Origin of the sequence: Metamycoplasma cloacale (assembly GCF_900660735.1) — a bacterium.
Taxonomy (GTDB): Bacteria; Bacillota_I; Bacilli_A; order Mycoplasmatales; family Metamycoplasmataceae; genus Metamycoplasma; species Metamycoplasma cloacale.
Genome location: NZ_LR215049.1, coordinates 197378 through 221931 on the forward strand (window position 1 = coordinate 197378; position 24554 = coordinate 221931).

The 24554-nt window shown below is 27.1% G+C and carries 19 protein-coding genes; 11 read left to right on the top strand and 8 right to left on the bottom strand.

Features of this window, described 5'->3' with window-relative positions; translation table 4 throughout:
* Window positions 1-31 precede the first annotated feature (31 nt).
* The 8 genes from EXC28_RS05455 to EXC28_RS00870 all read left to right on the top strand — a co-directional run bounded on the left by EXC28_RS05455 (window position 32) and on the right by EXC28_RS00870 (window position 8831).
* On the top strand, window positions 32-238 hold the full coding sequence (locus EXC28_RS05455) for a hypothetical protein (protein ID WP_029330672.1): 207 nt from the start codon (window positions 32-34) through the stop codon (window positions 236-238).
* Window positions 239-301: 63 nt separating this feature from the next.
* Window positions 302-2470, top strand: coding sequence for a helix-hairpin-helix domain-containing protein (locus tag EXC28_RS00840; RefSeq protein ID WP_029330671.1), 2169 nt, complete (start codon window positions 302-304; stop codon window positions 2468-2470).
* 130 nt (window positions 2471-2600) lie between these two features.
* Window positions 2601-4190 carry a transcription termination factor NusA gene (gene nusA / locus EXC28_RS00845; protein ID WP_029330670.1) on the top strand — a complete coding sequence of 530 codons (1590 nt, stop codon included), beginning with the start codon at window positions 2601-2603 and terminating at the stop codon, window positions 4188-4190.
* Window positions 4177-4482, top strand: a complete 306-nt coding sequence (locus EXC28_RS00850) for a YlxR family protein (protein ID WP_029330669.1) — start codon at window positions 4177-4179, stop codon at window positions 4480-4482. The genes nusA and EXC28_RS00850 overlap by 14 nt, the downstream gene beginning before the upstream one ends.
* Window positions 4437-6254 (top strand): translation initiation factor IF-2, encoded by a 1818-nt coding sequence (gene infB, locus EXC28_RS05460; protein ID WP_029330667.1) that lies wholly within the window; start codon window positions 4437-4439, stop codon window positions 6252-6254. The genes EXC28_RS00850 and infB overlap by 46 nt, the downstream gene beginning before the upstream one ends.
* The gene (gene rbfA / locus EXC28_RS00860; protein WP_029330665.1) at window positions 6247-6576 is read left to right on the top strand and encodes a 30S ribosome-binding factor RbfA; all 330 of its coding nucleotides are present in this window, start codon (window positions 6247-6249) and stop codon (window positions 6574-6576) included. The genes infB and rbfA overlap by 8 nt, the downstream gene beginning before the upstream one ends.
* Window positions 6569-8410: a tRNA uridine-5-carboxymethylaminomethyl(34) synthesis enzyme MnmG gene (gene mnmG / locus EXC28_RS00865; protein WP_029330663.1), complete on the top strand. Its 1842-nt coding sequence runs from the start codon at window positions 6569-6571 to the stop codon at window positions 8408-8410. Before rbfA ends, mnmG begins: the two co-directional genes overlap by 8 nt.
* Complete coding sequence (locus EXC28_RS00870; RefSeq protein ID WP_029330661.1) at window positions 8400-8831, top strand: 23S rRNA (pseudouridine(1915)-N(3))-methyltransferase RlmH; 432 nt, start codon at window positions 8400-8402, stop codon at window positions 8829-8831. Before mnmG ends, EXC28_RS00870 begins: the two co-directional genes overlap by 11 nt.
* 37 nt (window positions 8832-8868) lie before the next feature.
* On the opposite strand, the gene EXC28_RS05465 is transcribed toward EXC28_RS00870, so the two are convergent.
* From EXC28_RS05465 to EXC28_RS00910, 8 genes are all read right to left on the bottom strand, one after another.
* Window positions 8869-9765: a hypothetical protein gene (locus EXC28_RS05465; RefSeq protein ID WP_029330659.1), complete on the bottom strand. Its 897-nt coding sequence runs from the start codon at window positions 9763-9765 to the stop codon at window positions 8869-8871.
* Complete coding sequence (locus EXC28_RS00880) at window positions 9758-11245, bottom strand: phosphotransferase (protein WP_051622614.1); 1488 nt, start codon at window positions 11243-11245, stop codon at window positions 9758-9760. The genes EXC28_RS05465 and EXC28_RS00880 overlap by 8 nt, the downstream gene beginning before the upstream one ends.
* A gap of 18 nt (window positions 11246-11263) precedes the next feature.
* Complete coding sequence (locus tag EXC28_RS05470) at window positions 11264-12040, bottom strand: phosphotransferase (protein ID WP_029330655.1); 777 nt, start codon at window positions 12038-12040, stop codon at window positions 11264-11266.
* Entirely contained in the window at window positions 12018-13961 is a 1944-nt protein-coding gene (gene gyrB / locus EXC28_RS00890; RefSeq protein WP_029330653.1) for a DNA topoisomerase (ATP-hydrolyzing) subunit B, read from the bottom strand. The genes EXC28_RS05470 and gyrB overlap by 23 nt, the downstream gene beginning before the upstream one ends.
* Window positions 13962-14207: 246 nt before the next feature.
* A complete protein-coding gene (locus EXC28_RS05475; RefSeq protein WP_029330651.1) occupies window positions 14208-14867 on the bottom strand; it encodes a LemA family protein in 660 nt (219 codons plus the stop codon).
* Between the two features lie 25 nt (window positions 14868-14892).
* Complete coding sequence (locus EXC28_RS05480; RefSeq protein WP_029330650.1) at window positions 14893-16701, bottom strand: hypothetical protein; 1809 nt, start codon at window positions 16699-16701, stop codon at window positions 14893-14895.
* A 46-nt stretch (window positions 16702-16747) separates the two neighbouring features.
* Complete coding sequence (locus tag EXC28_RS05485) at window positions 16748-17875, bottom strand: hypothetical protein (protein WP_029330727.1); 1128 nt, start codon at window positions 17873-17875, stop codon at window positions 16748-16750.
* Window positions 17865-19532, bottom strand: a complete 1668-nt coding sequence (locus EXC28_RS00910) for a ribonuclease J (RefSeq protein WP_029330729.1) — start codon at window positions 19530-19532, stop codon at window positions 17865-17867. The genes EXC28_RS05485 and EXC28_RS00910 overlap by 11 nt, the downstream gene beginning before the upstream one ends.
* A 100-nt stretch (window positions 19533-19632) precedes the next feature.
* Here EXC28_RS00910 and EXC28_RS00915 point away from each other — a divergent pair, with 100 nt between their 5' ends.
* The 3 genes from EXC28_RS00915 to lon all read left to right on the top strand — a co-directional run bounded on the left by EXC28_RS00915 (window position 19633) and on the right by lon (window position 24546).
* Window positions 19633-20148 carry an adenine phosphoribosyltransferase gene (locus EXC28_RS00915; RefSeq protein WP_029330731.1) on the top strand — a complete coding sequence of 172 codons (516 nt, stop codon included), beginning with the start codon at window positions 19633-19635 and terminating at the stop codon, window positions 20146-20148.
* 3 nt (window positions 20149-20151) lie between these two features.
* The gene (gene pepF / locus EXC28_RS00920) at window positions 20152-21975 is read left to right on the top strand and encodes an oligoendopeptidase F (RefSeq protein ID WP_029330733.1); all 1824 of its coding nucleotides are present in this window, start codon (window positions 20152-20154) and stop codon (window positions 21973-21975) included.
* A 66-nt stretch (window positions 21976-22041) separates the two neighbouring features.
* Window positions 22042-24546 carry an endopeptidase La gene (gene lon, locus EXC28_RS00925; protein ID WP_112541179.1) on the top strand — a complete coding sequence of 835 codons (2505 nt, stop codon included), beginning with the start codon at window positions 22042-22044 and terminating at the stop codon, window positions 24544-24546.
* Window positions 24547-24554 lie beyond the last annotated feature (8 nt).

Sequence of the window (24554 nt, forward strand, 5' to 3'; positions counted from 1 at the left end):
ATATTATTTAAAAGAAAATTAGGAGATAAAAGTGAAAACAAAAACATTAGCACTAATAGGTTTAATTGGAACATTCTTTTTCATTATTCCGGGTTTAATTTTTAATATTATTTTAACAATTAGACTATACGACAAAAAGAAAACTCCACATTGATTTTTATTGTTAATTGGTTTATTTTTACCAATCTTAGCAATTGTAATCGATATTTTGATTTTAGTTGACGAGAAAAACAACTAGTATTTCAATCAAAAAACAGCGATTTTCGTTGTTTTTTTATCTAATAATATATAACGGAGAATTATGAATCAATCAATTATTAATGTATCTAAGAAATTAAATATAACAGTTAATCAAGTAGAAACTGTTTTAAAATTATTACAAGAAGGTGCAACAATACCTTTTATTGCACGTTATCGTCAAGGTCAAACTAATGGTTTGAACGAAGAACAAATTAGTGCAATCGCTGAATTATATGAATATGATTTAGAATTAACTAAAAGAAAAGAATATGTTCTTAATATATTAACTGAAAAACAATTGCTAACAAATGAATTGAAACAAAAAATTTGGAACGCAGAAACAAAACAAGAAGTCGAAAACATCTACGAACCATTTAAAATTGGTAAAAAGACAAAAGCGTCAGAAGCAATTGAACTAGGTTTAGATCCACTGGCAAAGAAAATTGAAACTGAAACAAGTGATAAATTTAATGTCTTTAAAGAAGCTGAAAAATATCTATCTGATAAACTACCAACAGTTGATGAAGTTTTATTGCAAACTAAGTATATTATTGCTCAAGATATTTCACAAGATATAGCAACTCGTGAATATATTAAAAATGAATTAATGAAGTTCGGTGTAATTAAAACTCAATTAAAGAAAAACGCCGAGGATGAAAAAGAAGTCTTTAAACAATATTACGATTACAGCGAAAAAGTTAAAACAATTCCTAACCACAGAATTTTAGCAATTACCCGTGGTGAGGATAAAAAAATTCTTTCATATGATATTGAATTCAATGAAAAGAAAATTTTATATGACTTGAATCAAAAATATTTCATTAATAAAAGAACTGCATTTATTATGCGTGAAGCATTGGAAGATGCAATTAAAAGATTATTAATTCCATCAATTATTCGTGAAATTAAGACAGATTTATTTTTAAGGGCAGAAAAAGATGCTATCAATATTTTTGCTTTAAATTTAGAGAATATGTTATTAGCTCCTGCGATTAAGAATAAAAAAATTATGGCCATTGATCCCGCTTATGTAAATGGTTGCAAAATTGCTATTTTAGACGAAAATGGTAAATTTCTTACAAAGGATTTAATATTTCCAAATGCACCTAAAAAAGATTGAAAACAATCTTCAATTATTGTAAATAAATTACTAAATGAATACAAAATAGATATAGTTGTAATTGGAAATGGTACCGCAAGTCGTGAAACTGAAGAATTTATTAAATCATTAATTAATTGAAGAAAAAATAATAACTATCCAGATGAAAATATTCAATGCGCCATTGTTTCAGAAGTTGGTGCATCTGTTTATTCAGCATCAAAGATTGCTCAAGAGGAATTCCCTAATTTTTCTGTTGAAGAAAGAAGTGCTGTCAATATTGGAAGAAGATTTCAAGATCCATTAAATGAATTAATAAAAATTGATCCTAAATCAATTGGTATTGGTCAATATCAACATGATGTTAATCAAAAAGAATTGAATAATCAATTAAGATTTAAAACAGAAAAAATTGTAAACCTAGTTGGTGTTGATTTAAATACGGCAACTAAAGTCATTCTTTCATATATTTCTGGTTTATCAAATACTATTGCTGAAAATATTGTCAAATATCGTGAAGAAAACGGTAAGTTCACTGATAGAAAGCAATTAAAAGAAGTTAAAGGATTGGGGCCTAAAGCATTTGAACAATCAGTAGGTTTTTTAAGAATCTATGATTCAAATATTTTCTATGATCGTACAAATATTCACCCTGAATCATATAAATTAGCTGATTTGTTAGTTAAAAAGTTGAATATTGATTTAAAAGACGAAAACGATATTAAAGCTAAATTGAATAATATTGATATTAAAGAACTAGCAAACCAGTTATCTTCAAATGAATATGATATCAATTTAATTGTTGATGCATTATTAGCACCCGGAAAAGATATTCGTGATAAAAAAGAAGGATTTATTGTTTCAGATAAGATATTAACTATTGATGATATCCATGCTGGTTTAGAAATTAAGGGACAAATACAAAACATTACCAATTTTGGTGCGTTTGCATTTATCGGAATTAAACAAAACGTTTTAATCCATATCACCAACATGAAAAGACATGAAAACGATTTTATTAAACATCCAACTGATGTAATAAAAATTGGGCAAAACGTTAATATTTTAATTACAGAAGTAGAAAAAGAAAGAGATAGAATTCAAGGAAAAATTCTATGAAACAAGGATTAATTTTAATTAATTTCATTAATTATCATATTCTTTATGTATAATATAAACATTAAAAGTAATAAATTAAATTTAACAAAGGTTGGCGCGTTGCCAGCCTTTTGTAATTAAAATGCAAAAGGAGAAAGAAAAAATGCCTGCTACAGATTCAATAAAAAAAATGAAGGCACAAGCAATTTTTACAGATTTTTCAAATTTATCAAAAATTAAAAAAATTGAAAAACAAGACATTATTGAAGCATTTAAAAATGCAGTTTTAAAAACAATTTACGATATTTATGACGAAGAAGCTGATATTGAATTCATTATCAACGAAGCTGAATGCGAATTTGCTGTAATTAATAAAAACAAACAAGTTGTTCCAGATCCAGTATCAACTGATGATATGGATTTATTGGCTAGATGTGTTGAAATTCCATTGTCTATTGCGCAAACTATTGATAAAAACGCAAAACTTGATTCAACTATTGCTGAAGAAATTGACTTTGAAGAATTTATGAAAAAAGATTTCACAAGAATTCAATCAATTTTTAATCAATCAATTAGAGAATTAGAGAAAAATGCAATATACAATAAATATTTATCAAAAGTTGGTCAAGTTGTTAAAGCTAAATTTATATCTTCAAATGCAAACGGAATTATGTTAGAACTTGAAGATATGACTACCGCATTTATGCCGATTTCTGCAAGTAATAAACGTTTATTGAATACATTGAAATTAGGAAATTGAATTGATGTTTTCATTGATAAAGTTGTTGAAGATAGCAAATATGCACAAGTTGTTGTATCTTCAATCGACACAAAGATTTTAATGAATTTATTAAACAAAGAAATTCCAGAAATTGCACAAGGAATTATTGAAGTAGTTAACATTGCAAGAATTTCTGGTGAAAGATCCAAAATTTGCATTAGAAAATCAGAAAATGCTCCAGTTGGAATTGAAGAAATTGGATCAATTATTGGTGCAAATGCTTCTAGAATTGAAGCTATTTCAAGACAATTGAATAATGAAAAAATTGATGTTGTTTTATACACAGATGATTTAAAACAATTAATTATAAATGCATTAAGTCCAGCTAAAGTAATTGATGTTATTGAAAAGAAGGGTGAAGGAAAATATCCATCATTCACTGTTATAGTTCCTACTTTACAACACACATTAGCAATTGGTAGAAAAGGTCAAAACGTTTCACTAGCAACTGAATTAACTAAAGCAAAAATTGACATCATCAGTCAAAAAGAGGCCGACGAAAAAGGAATTTCATATAACTTTGATCACGGAAACATTACAGCAGAAGAAATTCAAAATCTATCAGATGGCAAAAAATTACAATCTAACTTCAAAAGAAAAAGAGCTACAAATTCAACTCCAAAAGCAAGTTCAATCTTTGATTCAGCTATTGATATGTCAGAATTTGAAGATGAAATTGCTGAATTACGTTCAAAAGTTGTAAGTTCAGATAGTTTTGAAAGACAAATATTAGGTGATTCATATTATGACAATGAAAGCTTTAACGAAACACTTGAACAAGTTAAAAAAGAATTTGATGAAGATGAAAACAATGGTTTAACTGAATTTGATAATGAACCATTCTCACAAGATTTAACTGAAGATTATGAAAAAATTGCTTCAACTAAATTGAAAGATTTTAAAGAAGATAAAGAATTAACCTTTGGTCTAGAAGGTATCGATTTAAGCGATTTAGAAGATGAAGACTGATAGAAATTATTCGCGTAAATCAATTGTGGATAACCAAATATATCCAATTGATCAATTGATTAGATTTAATAAAAATAAATTTAATGTAATCAGTTTTGATGAATTTAAAAATTTAGAAGGTCGCGGTGCTTATTGTTTAATTAATGAAGAACAAATTAAAGTTTTGTTTAAAAAAAGATTGTTAAACAAAGCATTTCGCCAAAATATAGACCAAGAAATTTATAATAATATACAGAAAGAGGTGGAAGAATGGCTAGTAAAAACGGGAAAAAAAGAATCTCAAACGTTGATGTAATCAAACAGCAATTGAGTGCTGGAGAAACAAAACTAGATGATGGAATTTTCATTTTTCATGGTCCTTTAACTGTTTCGGAATTCGCAGAGAAAATCAAGAAAACTCCAGCAATGATTCTTACTCATTATTTCAAAAAAGGTGTGGTTAAAACAATCAATACATCTTTAAGTGAAGAAGAAATTGCTGAATTATGTTTAGAATACAATTTAGATTTCAAAAAATCAGAAAATGTTAATGCTCAAAATTTATTTGACAATCTAGAAATTATTGACAATCCAAATGATTTAGTTAAAAGAGCTCCAATTGTTACAATTATGGGACATGTCGATCATGGTAAAACAACATTGATTGATTGCATTAGAAAATCACATGTTCAAGAGACGGAATTTGGTGGAATTACTCAACATACCGGAGCATATCAAATTACACATAATAACGAAAAAATAACTTTCCTTGATACGCCAGGGCATGAAGCATTTACCGAAATGAGAAGTCGTGGTGCAAAAGTAACTGATATTGTTATTATTGTTGTAGCAGCGGATGACGGAGTAAAACCTCAAACAGTTGAAGCAATTGATCATGCTAAAGCAGCAAATGTTCCGATTATTGTGTTTGTGAACAAAATGGATAAAGAACATAAGGATATAGAAAAACTAAAATCTCAATTAACAGAACATGATATTGTATGTGAAGAATGAGGTGGAAATGTTCCTTTTGTTTACGGTTCTGCTTTATTAAAACAAGGTGTTGATGAACTACTAGAAACAATTGAATTGCAAGCTGAAATACTTGAATTAAGAGCTAATTTAAATAGAGATCCAATTGGAACCATTATTGAATCAAAAATTGATAAAGGTATGGGTGTTGTTTCAACAATTATTGTTCAAAATGGAACATTATTACCACGTGATTTTATAGTAGCTGGTGGTCAATATGGAAAAATTAGAAACCTATATTCAATGGAAGGCAAAGTTATTGAAAAAGCATTACCTGGAACTCCATGCATTATTACTGGATTAAATTCAAACCCTCAAGCAGGTGATCGTTTTGTGGTTATTAGTGATGAAAAATTTGCTAAAAAACTAGCAGACGATAAAGCATATTTAGATAAACAAAAAGAATTAAACGAAAAAAATATTTCAATTATTGATGAAAATACAAAATCAATTAATGTAATTATTAAAACAGACGTTCACGGAACTGCTGAAGCAATTAAAAACACAGTTGCAAAAATTAAAAATGACGAAGTTGTTGTTAATGTTATTAGATCAACAGCAGGTGAAATTACTAAAGCAGATATTTTATTAGCCGAAGCTTCTAAAGCAAGAATTTATGCTTTTAATAACACATCAATTAACGCTGATGTTAAATCATTGGCTGATTCAAAAAATATTAAGATTTTGAATCACAACGTTATTTATAAAATCGTTGAAGAATTAGAAAGATTAATTAAAACTTTAAAAGAACCAGTTTATGAAGAAAAACTAATCGGTGAAGCACTTATTTTACAAATATTCTTTTACTCAAAAGTCGGAAGTATTGCTGGATGTAAAATGTTAAGCGGTCAAGCAAAAGAATTGTGTAAAGTTGAAGTTGTAAGACGTGACAAAACTATTTTTAAAGGAACAATTGATTCTCTAAAAAGAGAAAAAAATGATGTTAAAGTTGTTGAAAAAGGGTTTGAATTTGGAACTCACATCAAAGACTTTGATAAAATAGAAGTAGATGATATATTAAAATTTTATGAGGATGTATTAAAAGAAGATGAATAAAATTAATCACGAAAGAAAAACTAGTCTATTAATGAAATTAGTAGGAGAAAGTTTTTATGAGTTACAAGATTTCAATGTAACTAACATAGCAATCAACGATGTTATTTTATCAACTGATGGATCACATGCTAAGATCTATATCACCTTGTTTAAAGATAAAGAAAGATATTTTGAGAAAATCACAAAAATGGCACCATTTATACGTTCAGTTGTATCAAGAAACTGAAAATATAAGAAATTACCTGAATTGGAATTTCTAATCGATACAGTTGAACCAAATGCTCAACGTATTGAAAAAATTTTAAAAGAAATTAATGAATAAAATTAACCAATTCGATGCCATTGTTATTGGTGGGGGACATGCAGGAATTGAAGCGACATATGCTCTTGCTAAAAGAAATTTTAAAGTTGCTTTGATTACATTGAATAAAAACAAATTAGCAATGTTACCATGTAATCCTTCAATAGGTGGATCAGCAAAAGGGATTATTACTCGTGAAATCGATGCTCTTGGAGGTGTTCAAGGGCTTTTTGCTGATAAATCTATGATTCAAATCAAAATGTTAAACACTTCAAAAGGTCCAGCAGTATGATCATTACGTGCTCAAATTGATAAAGAAAAATATTGTCAAATAATTTTAGAAGATATATCAAAACAACCCAACATCACATTAATCGAAGATGAAGTTGCCGATTTAATTGTTGATAATAAAAAATGTTATGGTGTTCAAACTAATGGACATGGAAATATTTATGCAAATGTAGTTGTTATGACAACTGGTGTTTATATGAATTCACGGATTTTGAGGGGTGAATCAATTAAATACGATGGTCCAGATGGAGAAAAAAGATCGATTACATTGTCAGAAAATCTAAGAAAATATGGTTTTGATGTTTTTAGATTAAAAACTGGAACTCCATGTCGGATTTACACAGATAGTATTGATTTTTCAAAAGTTGAAAAAGAAATGCTTGATAAAAACGAATTGTCATTCTCTTCTAAATCAGGTATTAAATTAGATGAACAAACTTGTTGTTATTTAACACATACAACTGCTAAAACTAAAGAAATTATTTTAAAAAACTTAAATCGCAGTTCATTATATTCAGGAATCATTGTCGGAGTTGGTCCGAGATATTGTCCATCTGTTGAAGATAAGATTGTGAGATTTCAAGACAAAGAAACTCATCACATTTTCTTTGAACCAGAAACACTAGCTGGTGATATCATGTACATCAATGGTCTATCTACATCAATGCCAGAAGATGTTCAATATGAAATGATTAAATCAATTCCAGGATTAGAAAATGCGCGTGTTCAAAAATATGGTTATGCAATTGAATATGATGCAATAAATCCAATGGATTTAAAGAAATCACTTGAGTCAAAAATTCTAGAAAACTTCTTTTCTGCTGGTCAACCAAACGGAACAAGTGGATATGAAGAAGCTGCTGCTCAAGGATTGATTGCTGGAATTAATGCAGCTAATAAATTAGATAATATGCCAGCAATGGAATTAAAACGTAGCGATAGCTATATTGGTGTTTTAATTGATGATATTGTTACTAAAGGAACAACAGAACCATATCGTATGCTGACATCACGTGCTGAATATCGTTTATTATTAAGAAACGATAACGTTGATCAAAGATTATCAGAATATGCTTTCCAAAATAAAATGATTACAGAAAGTGAATATAATGACGTTGTTCGTAAATACGAGATTATCAATAATAAAATTAATGAATTAAAAGATACATATTTATCAGCTAATTCAGAAGTAGCTAAAAAATATCAATTATTAAATGGTATTTCAATGTTAAAAGCATTAGCTAATCCGTTAGTTGATCCTAAAGAAATCTTAAACGATTTTCCATATATCGACGAAATAACTATTCAAGTTAGATTATTTGGATATCTAAAAAAACAAGAATCATTCGCTGATAAAATGAATCGTTTAGAAAAATTAAAATTACCTGAAGATATTAATTATTGAGAAGTTGAAAACTTAGCCATTGAAGCGCGTCAAAAATTAGATAAAATTAGACCAACAACAATCGGTCAAGCTTCAAGAATTTCAGGTATTAATCCTTCTGATATTCAAATGTTAATGTATTACTTAAACAACAAAAGACATTCAAGTAATGAAGATTAATATTGTTGCGATTGGTTCATTAACTAAAGAATATCAAAGTTTATACAATGAATATATCAAACGTATTAACTTCTTTGCTTCAATTAATTTAATTGAAATTAAAGAAATTAATGAAACTAATATTGCATTAAAAGTTCAAAAAGAAACAAAATTGATTTTAGAAAAAATTCCAAAGAATTCAAAAGTAATTTATTTGAGTTTAAGAGGAAAAAAATGTAATAGTGAAGAATTCTCTGCTCTATTAATTGAAGACAATATTACCTTTGTAATCGGTGGAAGCAATGGTGTTGATGAAAGTGAATTTCATAACAAATTATGTTTCTCAGACTTAACATTTCCTCATCAATTATTTAGAGTAATGTTAGTTGAACAAATCTATCGTGGATTTACAATTAAGAACAATATTAAATATCATAAGTAATTAAAAAAACAAGCCCTCTAAAGCTTGTTTTTTGTTTTTATTCATTTGTTGTTTTGATATATGACAAAGTAATTTCGTTTTGAAAACGAAGAGATTCAACCACGTTGTTGTTCAAAGGATTGATTTTAATTCACGTTTTAATAACAAATGAGTTATCAATCATTCCTTCTGCTAGGAAATTAGTTTTATGTTCTTTGTCATATTCTTCAATTAAGGTAATAAGATTTTTAAAGTAATTATTTAAAGCAAAAGCCGGAGCGCCATTTTTTAAATCGTTGTAAAAATATGTATTATTTTCTTCAATGACAGCAGTATAAACAAATTCAATAAATTGCATTTGTTTAATTACTTTAAATGGAACAGTTCCGTCGTTTGGAAAATCAGCAACGTTTGATGTTTTTAGATATTCACTAAAGAAGTCAAATAGATTTATTTCAAAGAATTTTGTATCGTTTTCATTGTTAATTGATATTGTTTCTGAGTTAGTATGATTCTTTTTTCAACTTTCTTCTCAGAAGTTCTTTAATTTACTTGCGGTGTTGTTAATAAAATAAGGATTAAATTCATATTTAATTAAAGGTAATTCTTGTTTAAAACTTTTATTAGTTTCAAGTTTTCTTTTATTTTCATTAAATACGATATCAGCGATGTTATTTTCTTTAACACCAATGGTTAATGTGTATTTTTCGCTATTATTTTCAAGAGTTTCTTTACTTTCATTAATAACAATATTTTCTAATTTCTCTTGGATTAATTCTTTTGAAGCTGAATATTGATGTTTTCTACTATTGTAATTCAAACCAAAAGGAATTGCAACAACTGCAACACCACCTGCTATTAATGTAGTTAGCATTATTGATGTTAATGCAATATTTTTTTTGTTTTTAGGTTTTTTAACTTGAATATTTTCTTGTTTATTTTCATCGTTATTCATACTTACCTCTATTTAAAACAAATATTTCTTTGATTTTCTTAATATTTATACCAGCTTGTGTGTAATCTCCATTTGAAGATTTGTTATATAGATATGAGTTGAAATGGATTAAAATACGATATTTATAAAAATTCTTTGGTTCTGCCATTTCATATGCTCTTCAAAAAGAATTTTCTAAATAGCGATTGCTATTGATATGTTCAAATAAATAAGCAATATCTAAAAAGCGGTTGTTGTAGCAAGCTTTTGCTCAATTAATAATATATAGGTTTAGAGTATCGGTGAAAAAGATATTATTTAAATTTAAGTCATTATGACAATTTGCATCAGGTTTAACTTCTTTGACTCATTGCATAATGGTTTCTAACATTTTATCGTCATTGAAATCATTCTTTAAATCATTTATATCTATTTGTGATAGATAAGATTCAATTCGTTTATCAAAAATATAATCAGGAAACTCAACATCAGAATCATGTAATGTTCTTAATGCTCTAGCAATCGCTTTGATTTGACGGTTGTTTAAACACATTGTTGTTTCACAATTTAACCATCTTCAAATTACACGATCGTTATCTTCATATACCAAACATGGTACGAAATAGAAGTTTTCAATAGTTTTTAAATCAAGACGATTGTCAAAAGGATTACGATATTTTTGAACAATAAAACGATTGATAATTGAATAATCACGGTTTTCAAATTCCAATAATGAATCAGATATTTTATTATCGGGGGTTTTAATTTTTGAATAAGTGTGGTTGTAAGCCGCTTTATTAAAGGTTTGAATTAAGTAAACGAAATCGTCAAATTTTTCTGAATCAAGATTGAAAAACTTAATGATATCTTCTTTTTCAATTCCTAAAAACAGATGAAGATATACAGGATCGACATATTCATAGTTATATGCAGTAAATTCAAAATCAATTAATTTAATAAAACCATATTTATTAACTAAAACATTGTGACGTTTAATGTTGTTATGACTTAAAACCATTTTATCATCTTTATATTTGTTTAAAATATCGTGATATTTTTGATCTTTGATATCATAAGTTAATCAGTTAAAGCGATCAATTTTTGCATTCATTTTTTGAAAGTTTCTAATGCAATTGAAAATTGATAATGCAATATCTTGGGTGATATTAACTTTGAATAGATCTTGACCTGGGAATCATTTTTTGATAATAAATCCGTTTTTAGCATATAAGTAATCTTTGAACATAAAAACGATTTGTTCTTCGTTTTTATAATCTAATTCAACAAGATTTTTAGGAATTCTAATTTGTACCCATGTATCTTTTAATTTTCCAATATATGTGATGTTATGAAAACCTTCGTGAAAAAATCTCACTTGTTTTAAATCTGCAGCTACTTCTTTTCCAAAAATAGTTTCAATTTGTTTAAAAAGTTCTGATATTTGATGTTGATTATTTAATTTATGTGTGCAATGACAAAAAGTGTTGATATCTTTTTTCATAATATTCTTTCTATATATTTATATTTTGTAAAGTTCTAGGTATTGTTGCATGTATTTTTCGACACGTTCTTGATAGATTGTGTCATCAAAAACTAGTTTGTCATGTTTTTGATTTCATAAAATAAACAATGCATTAACAATTATTTTATGTACTAACAGATATTTAGGTTCAAAGTCATCTCCGTATGCGTCAAGAAAAACTTTTTCTTGTCTAGCATCTAAATTACTTCCTTCAATAAAGTATGCCAAATCAAAGTGTACATCTCCCATTGAAGCGTATTCTCAATCAATAAAATAAATATCCTCTTGATTTTGAATCATGTTAAATAGTCATAAATCATTATGTACCGGAGCTGAATTATCAATGTTTTTTAAAAATAAATTAATTTTTTTAAAGTATTTATCAAGTATGGGAATTTTACGGTTGTGTTTTTTAACTAAATCACGATAAACCTTAAAACGTCTTGCGACTTGATTTTCTTTAGGAAATTTTAATTTTGAATTATGTAATGTAATTAAATTTGTCGCAATGATTTTTAGTTGTTCATCACTTGGTGAGATATCTTCTGATAAGGTTTTACCATCAATTCATTCAGTGACTAGATATTGTTGATCATCGTAAATAGTTTTGGGGCTAAATTTTAAATTATTTAGGATTGAATAATCGATTTTATGATTGAATTCGTCATATTTTTTTGCTTTGATGAAATAATTTTGATTTTCATCTTTGTATGTAGTGTTTGTATAACCTTGGTGTTCCAAAGGTTTGCAATTAGAAGTCAATATTTGAGGCATATTTCGCGTTCTCTTGAATAAAGTCATGACGAGGTTCAATTTCTTCACCCATTAATGTTGAGAAGATTGTATCACAACTTGCTATATCATCAATTTGTACTTGAAGCATTTTTCTAACAGCAGGATCCATTGTTGTTTCTCATAATTGTTCCGGATCCATTTCTCCAAGCCCCTTGTATCTTTGAATATTAATGTTTCTTTTATCTTCTAATTTAGCAAGTATTTCTTCTTTGTGAGCATCGTTATAAGCATATTCAGTGAATTTACCTGAAGTAATTTTGTATAAAGGTGGTTGAGCGATATATACAAAACCATATTCAATCAATGGACGCATTTTTCTATAAAAGAAAGTCAATAGTAATGTTGTAATATGTGCACCATCGACGTCGGCATCGGTCATAATAACAATTTTGTGGTATCTTAGTTTATTAATATTAAATTCGTCAGCAATTCCTGTTCCTAATGCATGAATTAATGTAGCAATTTCTTTGTTTGCTAATACAGTTCTGAAATCATTTTTTTCGGCATTAATTACTTTACCACGTAATGGCAAAATTGCTTGAGTCATTCTGTCACGACCCATTTTAGCTGAACCACCAGCCGAGTTTCCTTCGACGATAAATAATTCTCTTAATTCAGCGTTTTTGCTTGAACAATCAGCAAGTTTACCTGGAAGGTTACCTAAATCTAATCCATCTTTCTTTCTTGATGCCTCTCTAGCTGCAATACCAGCTAATCTAGTTCTTTGTGCCGCTAGACATTTATCAATAATTGCTTTAGCGAAATCTGGGTTTTCAATCATGAATTTTTCAAGTGATTCTGAAATTACTTTGTTAGTTGCGATTCTAGCGTCTTTATTTTCAAGTTTTCCTTTGGTTTGACCTTCAAAAATAGGATCGGTATGTTTAATAGAAATAATTGCAACTAATCCTTCTTTAACGTCATCACGGTTGATTTTTTCATTTGCATTTTTGAATAATTTGTTTTCTTCTGCGTAGTTGTTATAAATTCTAGTTAGTGAATCATAGAAACCTTGTTCATGAGTTCCACCTTCTGATGTTTGAATGTTATTTGCGTATGAAACAATGTTTGATGAATATGTTTCGTTATATTGCATTGCAACTTCAACTAAAACATCTTCACTACCTTCGGTTTTATCCTTAAAACTACCTGATGCGTAAATGACGTTTGGAATAATTACTTTCTTTCCTTTGTTTAATTCATTAACATAGTCAATGATTCCGCCTTCAAAGAAAAAATTTCTTTTAACGTTTTTTGCAACGTCTTCACAGCTGATTTTCAAACCTTTATTTAAATATGCAATTTGTTTAGCATGGTCTACAATGGTTCCAAAGTCAAAATCAACTTTTTCCATAACTGTATAGTCTGGATGGAATTTAACTTTAGTACCTGTATCATTTGGTTCAACTTCACCAATTACTTCAAGTGGTTTAACTGGTTTTCCACCATTTCTAAATTCTTGATAGTGCAATTTACCATTTCTTTTTACTCATACTTCAAAATGATCACTTAATGCATTAACGACAGAAGCACCAACACCGTGTAATCCCCCACTAACTTTATAGTTTGAACTATCAAATTTACCACCAGCGTGTAAAACGGTTAAAATAGTTTCAACTGCTGATTTTTTAGTAGAAGGGTGAATATCAACTGGCATTCCACGCCCATCATCTGTAATGGTGACTGAATTATCCTTATCCAACAAAATATCAATGGTTGTAGCAAATCCTGCCATTGCCTCATCAACTGAGTTATCAACGATTTCTCATATTAAGTGATGTAATCCTCTGAAACCAATTGAACCAATGTACATACCAGGTCTTTTTCTTACAGCTTCTAGACCTTCTAGGACTTGGATATTGCTTGCGCCATATTTATTAATTTCTTCTTGTTTGCTCATATTAGCTCCTTTATAAAACAATAAAATTATACCAAAAATACTATGTATTTTTTGGTATAGCGGGCAACAAGTGATATTGATATATAATTTTCGTAAATTAATAATATGTTAGTATTAGTGTCTTTCAATCCACGTTTTAAGGTTTTTATTCAAAAAAATAGGTAATTTTTTAAAAAAAGTATTGAAATAAAGAAATAAATAAAAATTCATCAGTGAAAATCTGACGAATTTATTTTTATAAAATATTTATTTTCAAAGTGAAGATGTATCAACGTCTTGTGTTTCAGCTTCAGAAGCTTTGAATAATGGTTGGTTGTACAAACCTAATTTTTCAGCAATAACAACTGTATAGAATGTATATATTTCTTGGTTGAATGTTCTTGCTCTGTAGTTATAATTTCTAATTGCTGAATAAATTTCTTCCTCTTGAATAACAATTTCAGATGATAATTGCATGTAATGTGCACTAGCTTTTAAATCTGGATATCTTTCAAATTGAATGTTAATTGCTCTCGTCGCTTCAGAAATAATTGATTCAACTTTAACTTTGTCTGTTTCGTTGCTAATTTCTTCAATTTTTGAACGATATTTAGTAATTTGTTCTAATGTTTCTTTTTCGAATTTTGAATATCCTTTAACTGAATCCATTAATTTTAAAAGAATGTCTCTTCTTTTCTTTTGAGAAGCTTGAATTGTTGAAGCAGCTTCTTGAATATCATTCATTCTTCTTAATAAGTGATTTCTTTTTGGAATGCCAGCTGCTAGATAGAATATTCCTAATGTAATAATACATAATAGAATGAAACCAAATTTTTGACCACCAGTTGCTTTAGCGGGTTTAATTGAGTTATCTACTTGTGGTTTAAAGCTTTCATTTCCATCTGTTTGTCTTGTATCAAATAACATAATCTCTCTCCTTTATTAGTTAATATTAATTATACAAAATCTTATATAGATTTTCTATTGCAAAATCTCATGTTGTTTTTACAATTGTATCGAAGAATATATAGATATTAAATTCATCTTGTTCTAGTGTTATTCTATCTGCACTAATGTTGAAACCTGTAATTTGTTTTAATAACTTATTCTTCAATTCTTTTAAATCGTAAATATTTTTATCTTGTTTTTCAATAATGTGAATGCTTTTGAATTCAACAATTGGGTAATATCTTTTATATGGCACAGAAACTTCTTGTGAATGATCGATTTCGTTTTCGTAATAATATGAATTTCAAGGAATATCCATTTTTAATCCATAAGTTGTTAATTCCATATCGACTTTTCATACATCAAATCAACCAATTCTATCGTTTCTAGGGTGTGTGATTGTGTATGGACGATATTTTCCAATTGCATTTAATCCCATGATTGTAATTTGGTTTTTTTCGTATTTGTTGTTAATTTCTTGTAAATCTTTATGTGTCATTACATAACTATCTGTATCAATTTCTAAATTTTCAGATGCGATGAATTTATTTAAATACATTTTTGTCAATATTTTTGCGATTGAAATAATTGGCATAATTGATTGTTGATATAAATCATTCATTATTTCTTTTATAGTTAGATTTTGATTGGTAGCTAAATTAACTCTTATTTTTGAATCGTAATCAATCATCGACAATACTGCATCGTGATAAGAATCGTTTTTAGAAATTAAGTATTTCTTAGATTTGAAAACCTTGTTTTCTTTTAATTGCAATTCCTTTAATGTGTTTTTATAGTTTATATATCTTTCTTGTACATATTGTGGGAAATATGTAAGAATTTTTAATTCATTATTGAATGAAAATCAATAATTTTTACAAAATTCTTCATTTTCAAATAGGAATTCACCTTTTTTATATTTCTTATTGTATTCACCTTTTGTTAAACCTTCTAACTCCATGAATTCAAGTTCTGGTAAAAATTTTGTTGGCACTATTGTATAAGGTTTTAAATTCATAAAAGGTGTTCTTTCGTGGTGATAACTTGTTACTGTTGTGGTTCTAGTTTCACCATTTACTGTATATGAATAGGTTTTGCTTGCTTGAGTAGTTATTATTTGTCATTCCTCTTCAATTAAAAGCATATTCATAAATATAGAGTTTCTAATGTCATATGTTTGCATTTGTAAGAAACTTACGAAAGATTTGTCTTTTGTAAAATAATTTTCGCTTAAATGAGAAAAAGCATAAATTGAATCTAAAGAATTATATACTTCTGTAATACCCATTTGTTTCAATGTTCCATTAATGAAGTCATTAAATTGAAATCTTTTAAATATGTCTCAAATTTTTTGATTTTTATTAGCTCAAATTTCATTCTTAACTTGAAGTATATTGTTTTTATATTCGTTAAACTCGTTAATATATTTTTTGTTTTTCAATAAAAAAGGTAAAAAGAATAGACCAATAATTAATATTGAGAAAAATATAATGACTCCATTTGCAAATTTACGTTTCCCAACTTTATTTTCTTTATATTTTTGTTTTATATCATTGTCTAAGTTATTCATTTTTTCAATATCTTTTTTAATGTCATCTTCAATATTGAAATTTTCATTAATTTCTTTGTCTAGATATTGCTTAAAATAATAACCAAGGTTATCAACTGTAGCCTTTAATAAATATTTAATAGGGTTTTCTACTAGTTTGTTTGTGTCAATTGGGGGAATAAATTTTTTATCTTTTTTCTCCTCTTTGGTAGTTTCTTGTGCATTGTTATTCGTTGTTGTTTCTTTATTTTCTATATCGTTCATATTTATAATTTTATAAAAAATAAAAAAAAAAAAAAAACGAAGTTTTTTAAAATAAATCTTCTTCGTCTTTTATTAATGAGTATTTCTTATTATTTTCTTTTGTGGGTTTATTTTCTTCAATAATTTCTTGATCAGCTACTTCGGGTTTACTAAATTCAACAGTTTCGTTAAATGGATCATCATCAATGTCAAAGGTGTTTAATTCATTAACTTCAGTTTTATCTATTAATTGAGTTTCAATATCTTTATTTAACTGTTTATTATCAACAGTTATGGTTGCAGTTTTTGCTTCAACGAAGTCATTTTCTGATTCAATAATTATTTCATTTTCTTGGGTATCGTTCAATGCATCAAGTGGGTTTGTGTCATTATTTGCATTATTATTGATAAATTGTTTATTTTCATTGATGTTGAATGAATTCATTGGAACATATTTTGAATCATTGTTAGTATGAATTTTAATCATTTTGCTTTTATTGCTTTGTTTATTTTTGTTAAACATTTCTTTTGCTTTAGTTCTTTTTTCTTTATTTAAACTCATTAAAGCAAAACGTTCATCTCTGATAAATAAACAAATAATTGAGCTAATTATTGCAACGAATGCAAATATAAAGGTTAAAACCTTACCCGCTGTTAAACCAAAAATAGAAAGAAGTGCAAAAATTGCTGTTGCAAATACACCTAAAGTATATTTATTTGGTAGATATAAATTAGCATTTGGATCTTCGTTTCCACCATTTTTGAAACTTTCAAATCATTTGTTAAATACAAATGTGAAAGATTTACCGGTTGTAAAATCATCTTTCTTTAACATTGCTGTCATCATAATTGCTGTTGTTAATAAAATAACTGCAAAAAAGATAAACGAAATTCTTCCTAAACTAATATGAATAATCTTAAAAGAATAGGTTTTTTTAAGATTGAATATTTTTCTTAAACATAGCAAAACGATTAAGGCATAGAATAAAATAGAAAAACAACCAAAAACAATATTAATGCTATATGAATGAATGGATGTAATTCATTTTACGTTGATAAAAGAAATAACAATAAAGAAAATAGTTAGAAAAAGAATGAATGTTCAAATTAATTTTGTGTCTCTTGAAAAATAGTATTGTTTTTCAACTACTTGTTTTTTAGAAGAAACTGAATTTGATTCAATATTAGATTTCATATAAAGTAATTACAACCAATGGTTCTTTTTCTAATACTTTATAAATTTTTCTTTTAATTGATTTTCTTAATCGCTCTTGAATATCTTTTAAATCAATTTCACTTGTTTTTTTGTTAACAAATTCTTTGTTAAAGAGATCTTCAACGATTTTATGAATAACTTCTTTATTATCCTTGGTAATTAATCCGTATGAAATAATTTGCAATTCATTAATAGTTTTCTTTGTTTTATAATCAATTAAGCATGAAAGCGCTAAGACTCCATCTCTAGCAAGGTTTTCTCTTTCTTTAATTACTTCATGTGATATATCGCCAATACCAAACCCATCAATAATGACATCGCCAATATTTCTTAATGTATGTTTTTGTGAAACTAAATTTCAATCGTTAAATTCAGCTACTTTTCCATTTTGTAAAACCAATGCATTATTTAAATTCATTCCTGCATCACGTGCAATTTTAGAAGCAACAACTAAATAACGATATAAACCTTGAATTGGAATGAAATATTTTGGTTTTAATATTTTAATTACATCATAGATATCTTGTTTAGCGGGGTTACATGCATAATATTGATCAGCACCAAGTTCGATTAAATTTGATGTATGTCTTGCAATTTCATCTAATGTTAAAGCATAATTTACTTCAAGACCATTAATAGGAGGAGCAATAATAATTACTGCATCACTATCTTTTAATGTTAGGTATACGTCATTATTTGAAGCGATTCTTAAAAATCTTAAATATAGTCTTTCAATTGCACCTGTTACTAAAATAATTGCATTATCGACTTCATTAGCTACACGATAGTCAATAAATTCGGGTCAATGATCTAAATTTTTATTGATTTTTTTAACAAGGGTGATTAATTGTGAATAGGTGCGACCATATGTGATAACAGGACGATTATATTTTTTAGCTAGTAAAAGAATTTCATGTGCAGTAATCATATCTTCGTCATATAAACCAACAATAATTCTTTTATGTTGGTTTTCAGGTGTATTCATTTCTTTGAACTTATATTCAATTTTCTTTGAAACTCAAAGTTTATCAATTGATTTTCCTGGATAGTTTGAACGATTTGCGTCCATAATTAAGATTTTTAATTCTTTATTATTGAAAAGATTTTTAATTCCTTCGATATCAGTTTTTCCATAAGGTCCTAAATTACCATCAACAAAATTTGTTAAAAATAGAATATTTCCATCATTTAATTCAAAATTGAAACCAAGTTGTCCTGGCATTGCACCAGCAATTTCAAAAGGAGTTACAATTACGTCATTAAATTTTTGCGGTTTATCAATGACATTAATTTGGAATTCATTATGTTCAATGTTATATTTTGAAATACGATCTAATAAAACAATACGGTTAAAAGTAGATGTATAAATTTTTAAACCTCTAATTTGCATTAATATTCAAGGAATTGCTGAAAAGCTTTTATTTTGCACGTCGGTTAAAAATAAACCAACAATGTCGTTTTGACGTTTAATTAAGTATTCATAGTTGCAAATTAAAGTATCAATTCCATTATGTGTGTTAATTGGAACTTTTGTCCCTGAGTTGATAATATAAAGTTTTGAGTTAATTTCAATTACATAACAGTTTTTTCCATTTTCATCTAAACCACCAAGGGCGTAAAAATTAATTTTGTTCATTGTTCCTCCACTTGAAATTCAATATAAATATTAATTAATTATTTTATATTAATTAAGCTAAATAATTTGTTTTTATTATTTTATTATATATAATACAAATATGAATTTAAAAAACTATATTAATACAATTGAAAATTTTCCTAAAAATGGAATTAAATTTAAAGATATTTCGCCATTACTAGCTGATGGTGAGGCACTATATTATACAATTTCAGAGATGGCTCAACTATGTAAGGACGTAGATATTATCGTAGGCCCAGATGCACGTGGTTTTCTTTTTGGAACACCAGTGGCAGCATTTTTAAAAAAACCATTTATTATGGTTAGAAAACCAGGAAAATTACCTGGAAAAGTTGTTTCATATGACTATATATTGGAATATGGAAAAAACACACTTGAAATTCAAAATAATTTAGTTAAAAAAGGTCAAAAAGCAGTTATTATTGACGATTTATTAGCAACAGGCGGAACAGTAGAAGCTATTATTAAATTATTAGAACATCAAGGTGTTGAAGTAATTAAAGTTGTTGTTTTAATGGAATTAATTGATCTAAAAGGTAGAGAGAAATTAAACGTTCCAGTCAATAGTTTAATTACATATAAAAATGAGGAATAAAGTATGAAAAAATATAACAAATACGAAGATATTGAACAACAATATCGTTTTGATCTTAAAGATATTTTACAAGGTAAAACATTAGATGATTGAAAACATGAATTCTTTGCAATTTATGAACGTTTAATAGAAATTAAGGATCAAAAATACGAAGATTTTAATCTATATCTTGAATACATTAAATTACTTGGTGATTCAATGATTATTTCAAATAAAATTACAAACTATTTATCAAATAAACAAAATATTAACGTAACTGATTCATCAATTTCTTCATTATCAGTTGAATTTGAAAATCAATTAAATGAATATCAAACTAGATTGGGAAGTGAAATCAATCGAATTGCAAAACATAGAAAAACTATTGAAAAATGAATGAATTTACCGGAATTGAAAGAAGTTAGAAAAGATTTAGAAAAAACTTTAAATGAATTAGATCACAAACTATCTGATGAAGTTGAAAACTATCTAACTGAAACATCAATTGGAGAACCAAATTTAGAAGAAATTTTTGTTGTATTAACAGATAGCGAAATAGATTTTGGATACGGAATTGATAGCAAAGGTAAGAAACATAAAATTACTGAAGGTAATTATTATATGTTGTTAAAAAATAAAGATGAGAAATTAAGAAAAACAACATATACAAGTTATAACAAAGCATTTTGAGATAAAAAAGAAACATTATCTAAATTGTTATATCAACATATTAAACGTATTTCAGTTAATGCAAAACAACGTAGATATACTTCTGCATTGCAATCTATATTATCAGAAGACTGTGTTGATGAAAAATTATTGCATTTAATATTTAATTCAGTTAAAAATAACATTGGTATTTTTAGAAAATTTGCTTTATATAAAAAGAAATTTTTTACAAAGAAATTTAATAAAAAAATGAGACCATGAGATTGAAATTTAGATTTAGTAGATGTCAAAACTAAATATTCAATTGAAGAAGCTAATGAAATATTGTTAAATATTACAAAAGTTATGCCTTTTGAATATCACGAAGTTGTTAAAAAAGCAATTAACGAAAATTGAATTGATTACTGCAACGCTCCTTCTAAGATGTCAGGTGCTTATTCAATAGGTGAATCACATGGTATTGATAAGAAATACATTTTAATGAATTTTGATGGCACATTAGGTTCAGTAAATACCTTATGTCACGAAATGGGCCATTCAATGCATTCATATTATTCATGCAAAACGCAATCAATTTATCGTTCTGAATATCCAATTATTCTTGCAGAAATTGCCTCAATTTTTAATGAATTACTTTTAACTGATTATTTAGTTAAAAACGCTAAATCAGATAAAGAAAAATTTAATATTATCGAACGTTCAATTTTTGATTTTATTGGCACTGTTATAAAACAAACCGAATGAGCTAATTACGAATATTATCTATATAGTAAAATAGATCAACAACTACCAATTAATAGTTATGATCAACTTGAAGAGATTTATGTTAATAACTCAAAAGAATACTCATTAAATCCAAAAGAAACTAAAAAAGGTTTAAAAAGTAATGCATATGCAGTACGTGTGCCACATTATTACTATTACTTCTATGTTTATAAATATGCATTAGGTTATATCGTTGCCAATATTTTCTATAACCAATATATTAAAAACGGAAAAGAAGCATTGGAAAACTATATAACTAAATTTCTATCATCTGGCGATATAAATTGACCTGCTGAGATTTTAAAAGATGCTGGAATTGATATATATTCTGAAGATATTTATCAACAAGCATTTAAAAATATTGAAGAGAAAATTAATGAATATATTAAATTAGGAAAAAAGCTTTTTAAATAAAAAATAAGAAATTTTAGCACTCTACTCAATAAAGTGCTAAAATTTTATAATAATGAAAGGACAACTATGAAACAATTACCATTTCTTCCAATAAGAAACCAATTAATATTACCTAATGAAATAGATGTAGTTAAAGTTGGAAAACCAAAATCAATTGAAACAGTTGTAAGTGCCAAAACATCATATAATAACCAAATTGCTATTGGTTTTATTTTAGATGACAACTCAAATAAAGCAAATTACGAATTGACCGATTTAAGTTCATTTGCAATGGTTGCTAACATTATTTCAATAACCGACAATAATGGTATTCAAATGGTTAAAGTACAAGGAGTAAAATTTGTTAAAATTTCATCTTTAACCTCTGATAATTTAGATAACGAAGAAAGTAAAAATAACATCGTTATTTTTGAAGAAATTGATGCTATTAACGAAGATGAGGAATTATTTAATAAGATTTTTAAACGTATTAAAAATGCAAGTGACGAACTAAAAGGCTTATATAAATCTTTATCAAAAGGTGAAGAACCTAGCTATTTAAGAAGTATTCTTAGAGCGGATATTGAAATTGAAGAATATATCAATAGTCAGAAAAAGAAATCTTCAATTCATGATTTTATTTGACATCTTTTAGCATTAATGTCTGAAAAATTAATTAATGAAAAAGAAAAATGAGATGAACTATTTTTAAGTAGTTTCAGTTCTGTTAGATTGAATTGAATTTATTCAAAATATAGTGAAATTCTTCAATACATTAAGTTAGAAAAAGAAATTAATTCTTCAATGCGTGGCGATATGGAAAATCAACAACGTGATTTTATGCTACGTGAAAAATTAAATCAAATTAAGAAAATGCTAAATGAAGATGGAACTGAATCAAGTGAAAATAAATTTGAAAAAAATCCACATTTAAAAGAAATATATCCAGAATATGTATTAGAAGCGATTAAATCAGAACAATCAAGATTAGCTTCAATGATGCCATCAAGTCCGGAAGCAAACATTTCAAAAACTTATCTTGATTTATTATGAAAATTGCCATGAAGAAAAGTTTCTAACGAAATCATTGATATAGAAAATGTTAAAAGAATTTTAGATGAACACCATTATGGTTTAGAAAAACCAAAAGAAAGAATTTTGGAATTTATTTCTGTATTAACACATAAACAAAATCAATTAAAAGCAACTAATGAAGCAAGTAATTACATTGAAATTAAAAATGAACCATCTAATTTCATTGATAAAAGTTTATTTATATCTAAATCAGGTCAATTAAACAATGACAGTATTAACAATATTCCAATCTTAACCTTAATCGGTCCTCCAGGAACTGGTAAAACAACATTAGCAAAATCAATTGCCGAAGCTCTTGGAAGAAAATTTATCAAAATTTCACTTGGTGGAGTTAAAGACGAAAGCGAAATTAGAGGTCATAGAAGAACCTATGTTGGTGCAATGCCGGGAAAAATTATTAACGCTATTAAAAAAGCTGGCGTTTCAAACCCTGTTATTTTATTAGACGAAATTGATAAAATGTCTTCTGATTTTAGAGGAGATCCAACATCTGCAATGTTAGAAGTACTTGATCCTGAACAAAATGTTAACTTCCAAGATCACTATTTAGATCTTGAATATGACTTATCAAAAGTTTTATTCATTGCAACTGCTAACTACTACGATTCAATACCGGCCGCTTTAATTGATAGGGTTGAATTACTTGAATTATCAACTTATACAACAATTGAAAAAATTCAAATTGCAAAGAAATATTTAATTCCAAAAATTTGCAAACAAAATTGCATTGACAAAGAACAATTAAATATTTCTGATGAAAATCTTGAATTCTTAATTAGAAATTACACAAGAGAAAGTGGAGTTAGAGAATTACAAAGATTAATTGATAACATTGCTAGAAAGATTGTTGTAAAAATTCTTGATAAACAAATTGATGGTAAATTTGTCATTACTCAAGATATTATTAAAGAATTTTTAGGTCCAATTAAATTTGAAGATGATGAAAATGAAAATAAATCTCAAATTGGAGTTGTTAATGGTTTAGCTTACACAAGTTTTGGTGGTTCAACATTAGCAATTGAGGTTACAACTTTCCCTGGTAAAGAAGGATTGAAATTAACAGGTCAATTAAAAGATGTTATGAAAGAATCAGCGCAAATTGCATTAGCATATGTTAGAGCAAATGCTGAAAAATTTGGTATTGACTTTAACTTTGATGAAAATTCAATTCATATTCACGTTCCTGCGGGAGCCATTCCAAAAGACGGTCCTTCTGCTGGTGTTACATTCACTACATCAATTATTAGTGCATTATCAAAAAAACCAGTTCCAGCAAACATTGGTATGACAGGCGAAATTACCTTAAGAGGAAAAGTTTTACCAATTGGTGGGTTAAAAGAAAAATCACTCGCTGCTACACAATTTGGAATTAGAAAAATTTTCATTCCTTTTGATAATGAAAAAAATCTACGTGATGTTCCAAAAGAAGTCAAAGAAGTTGTTCAATTCATTCCTGTAAAATACTACGATGAAATTTATAACGAAATTTTTAAATAAATAATTAA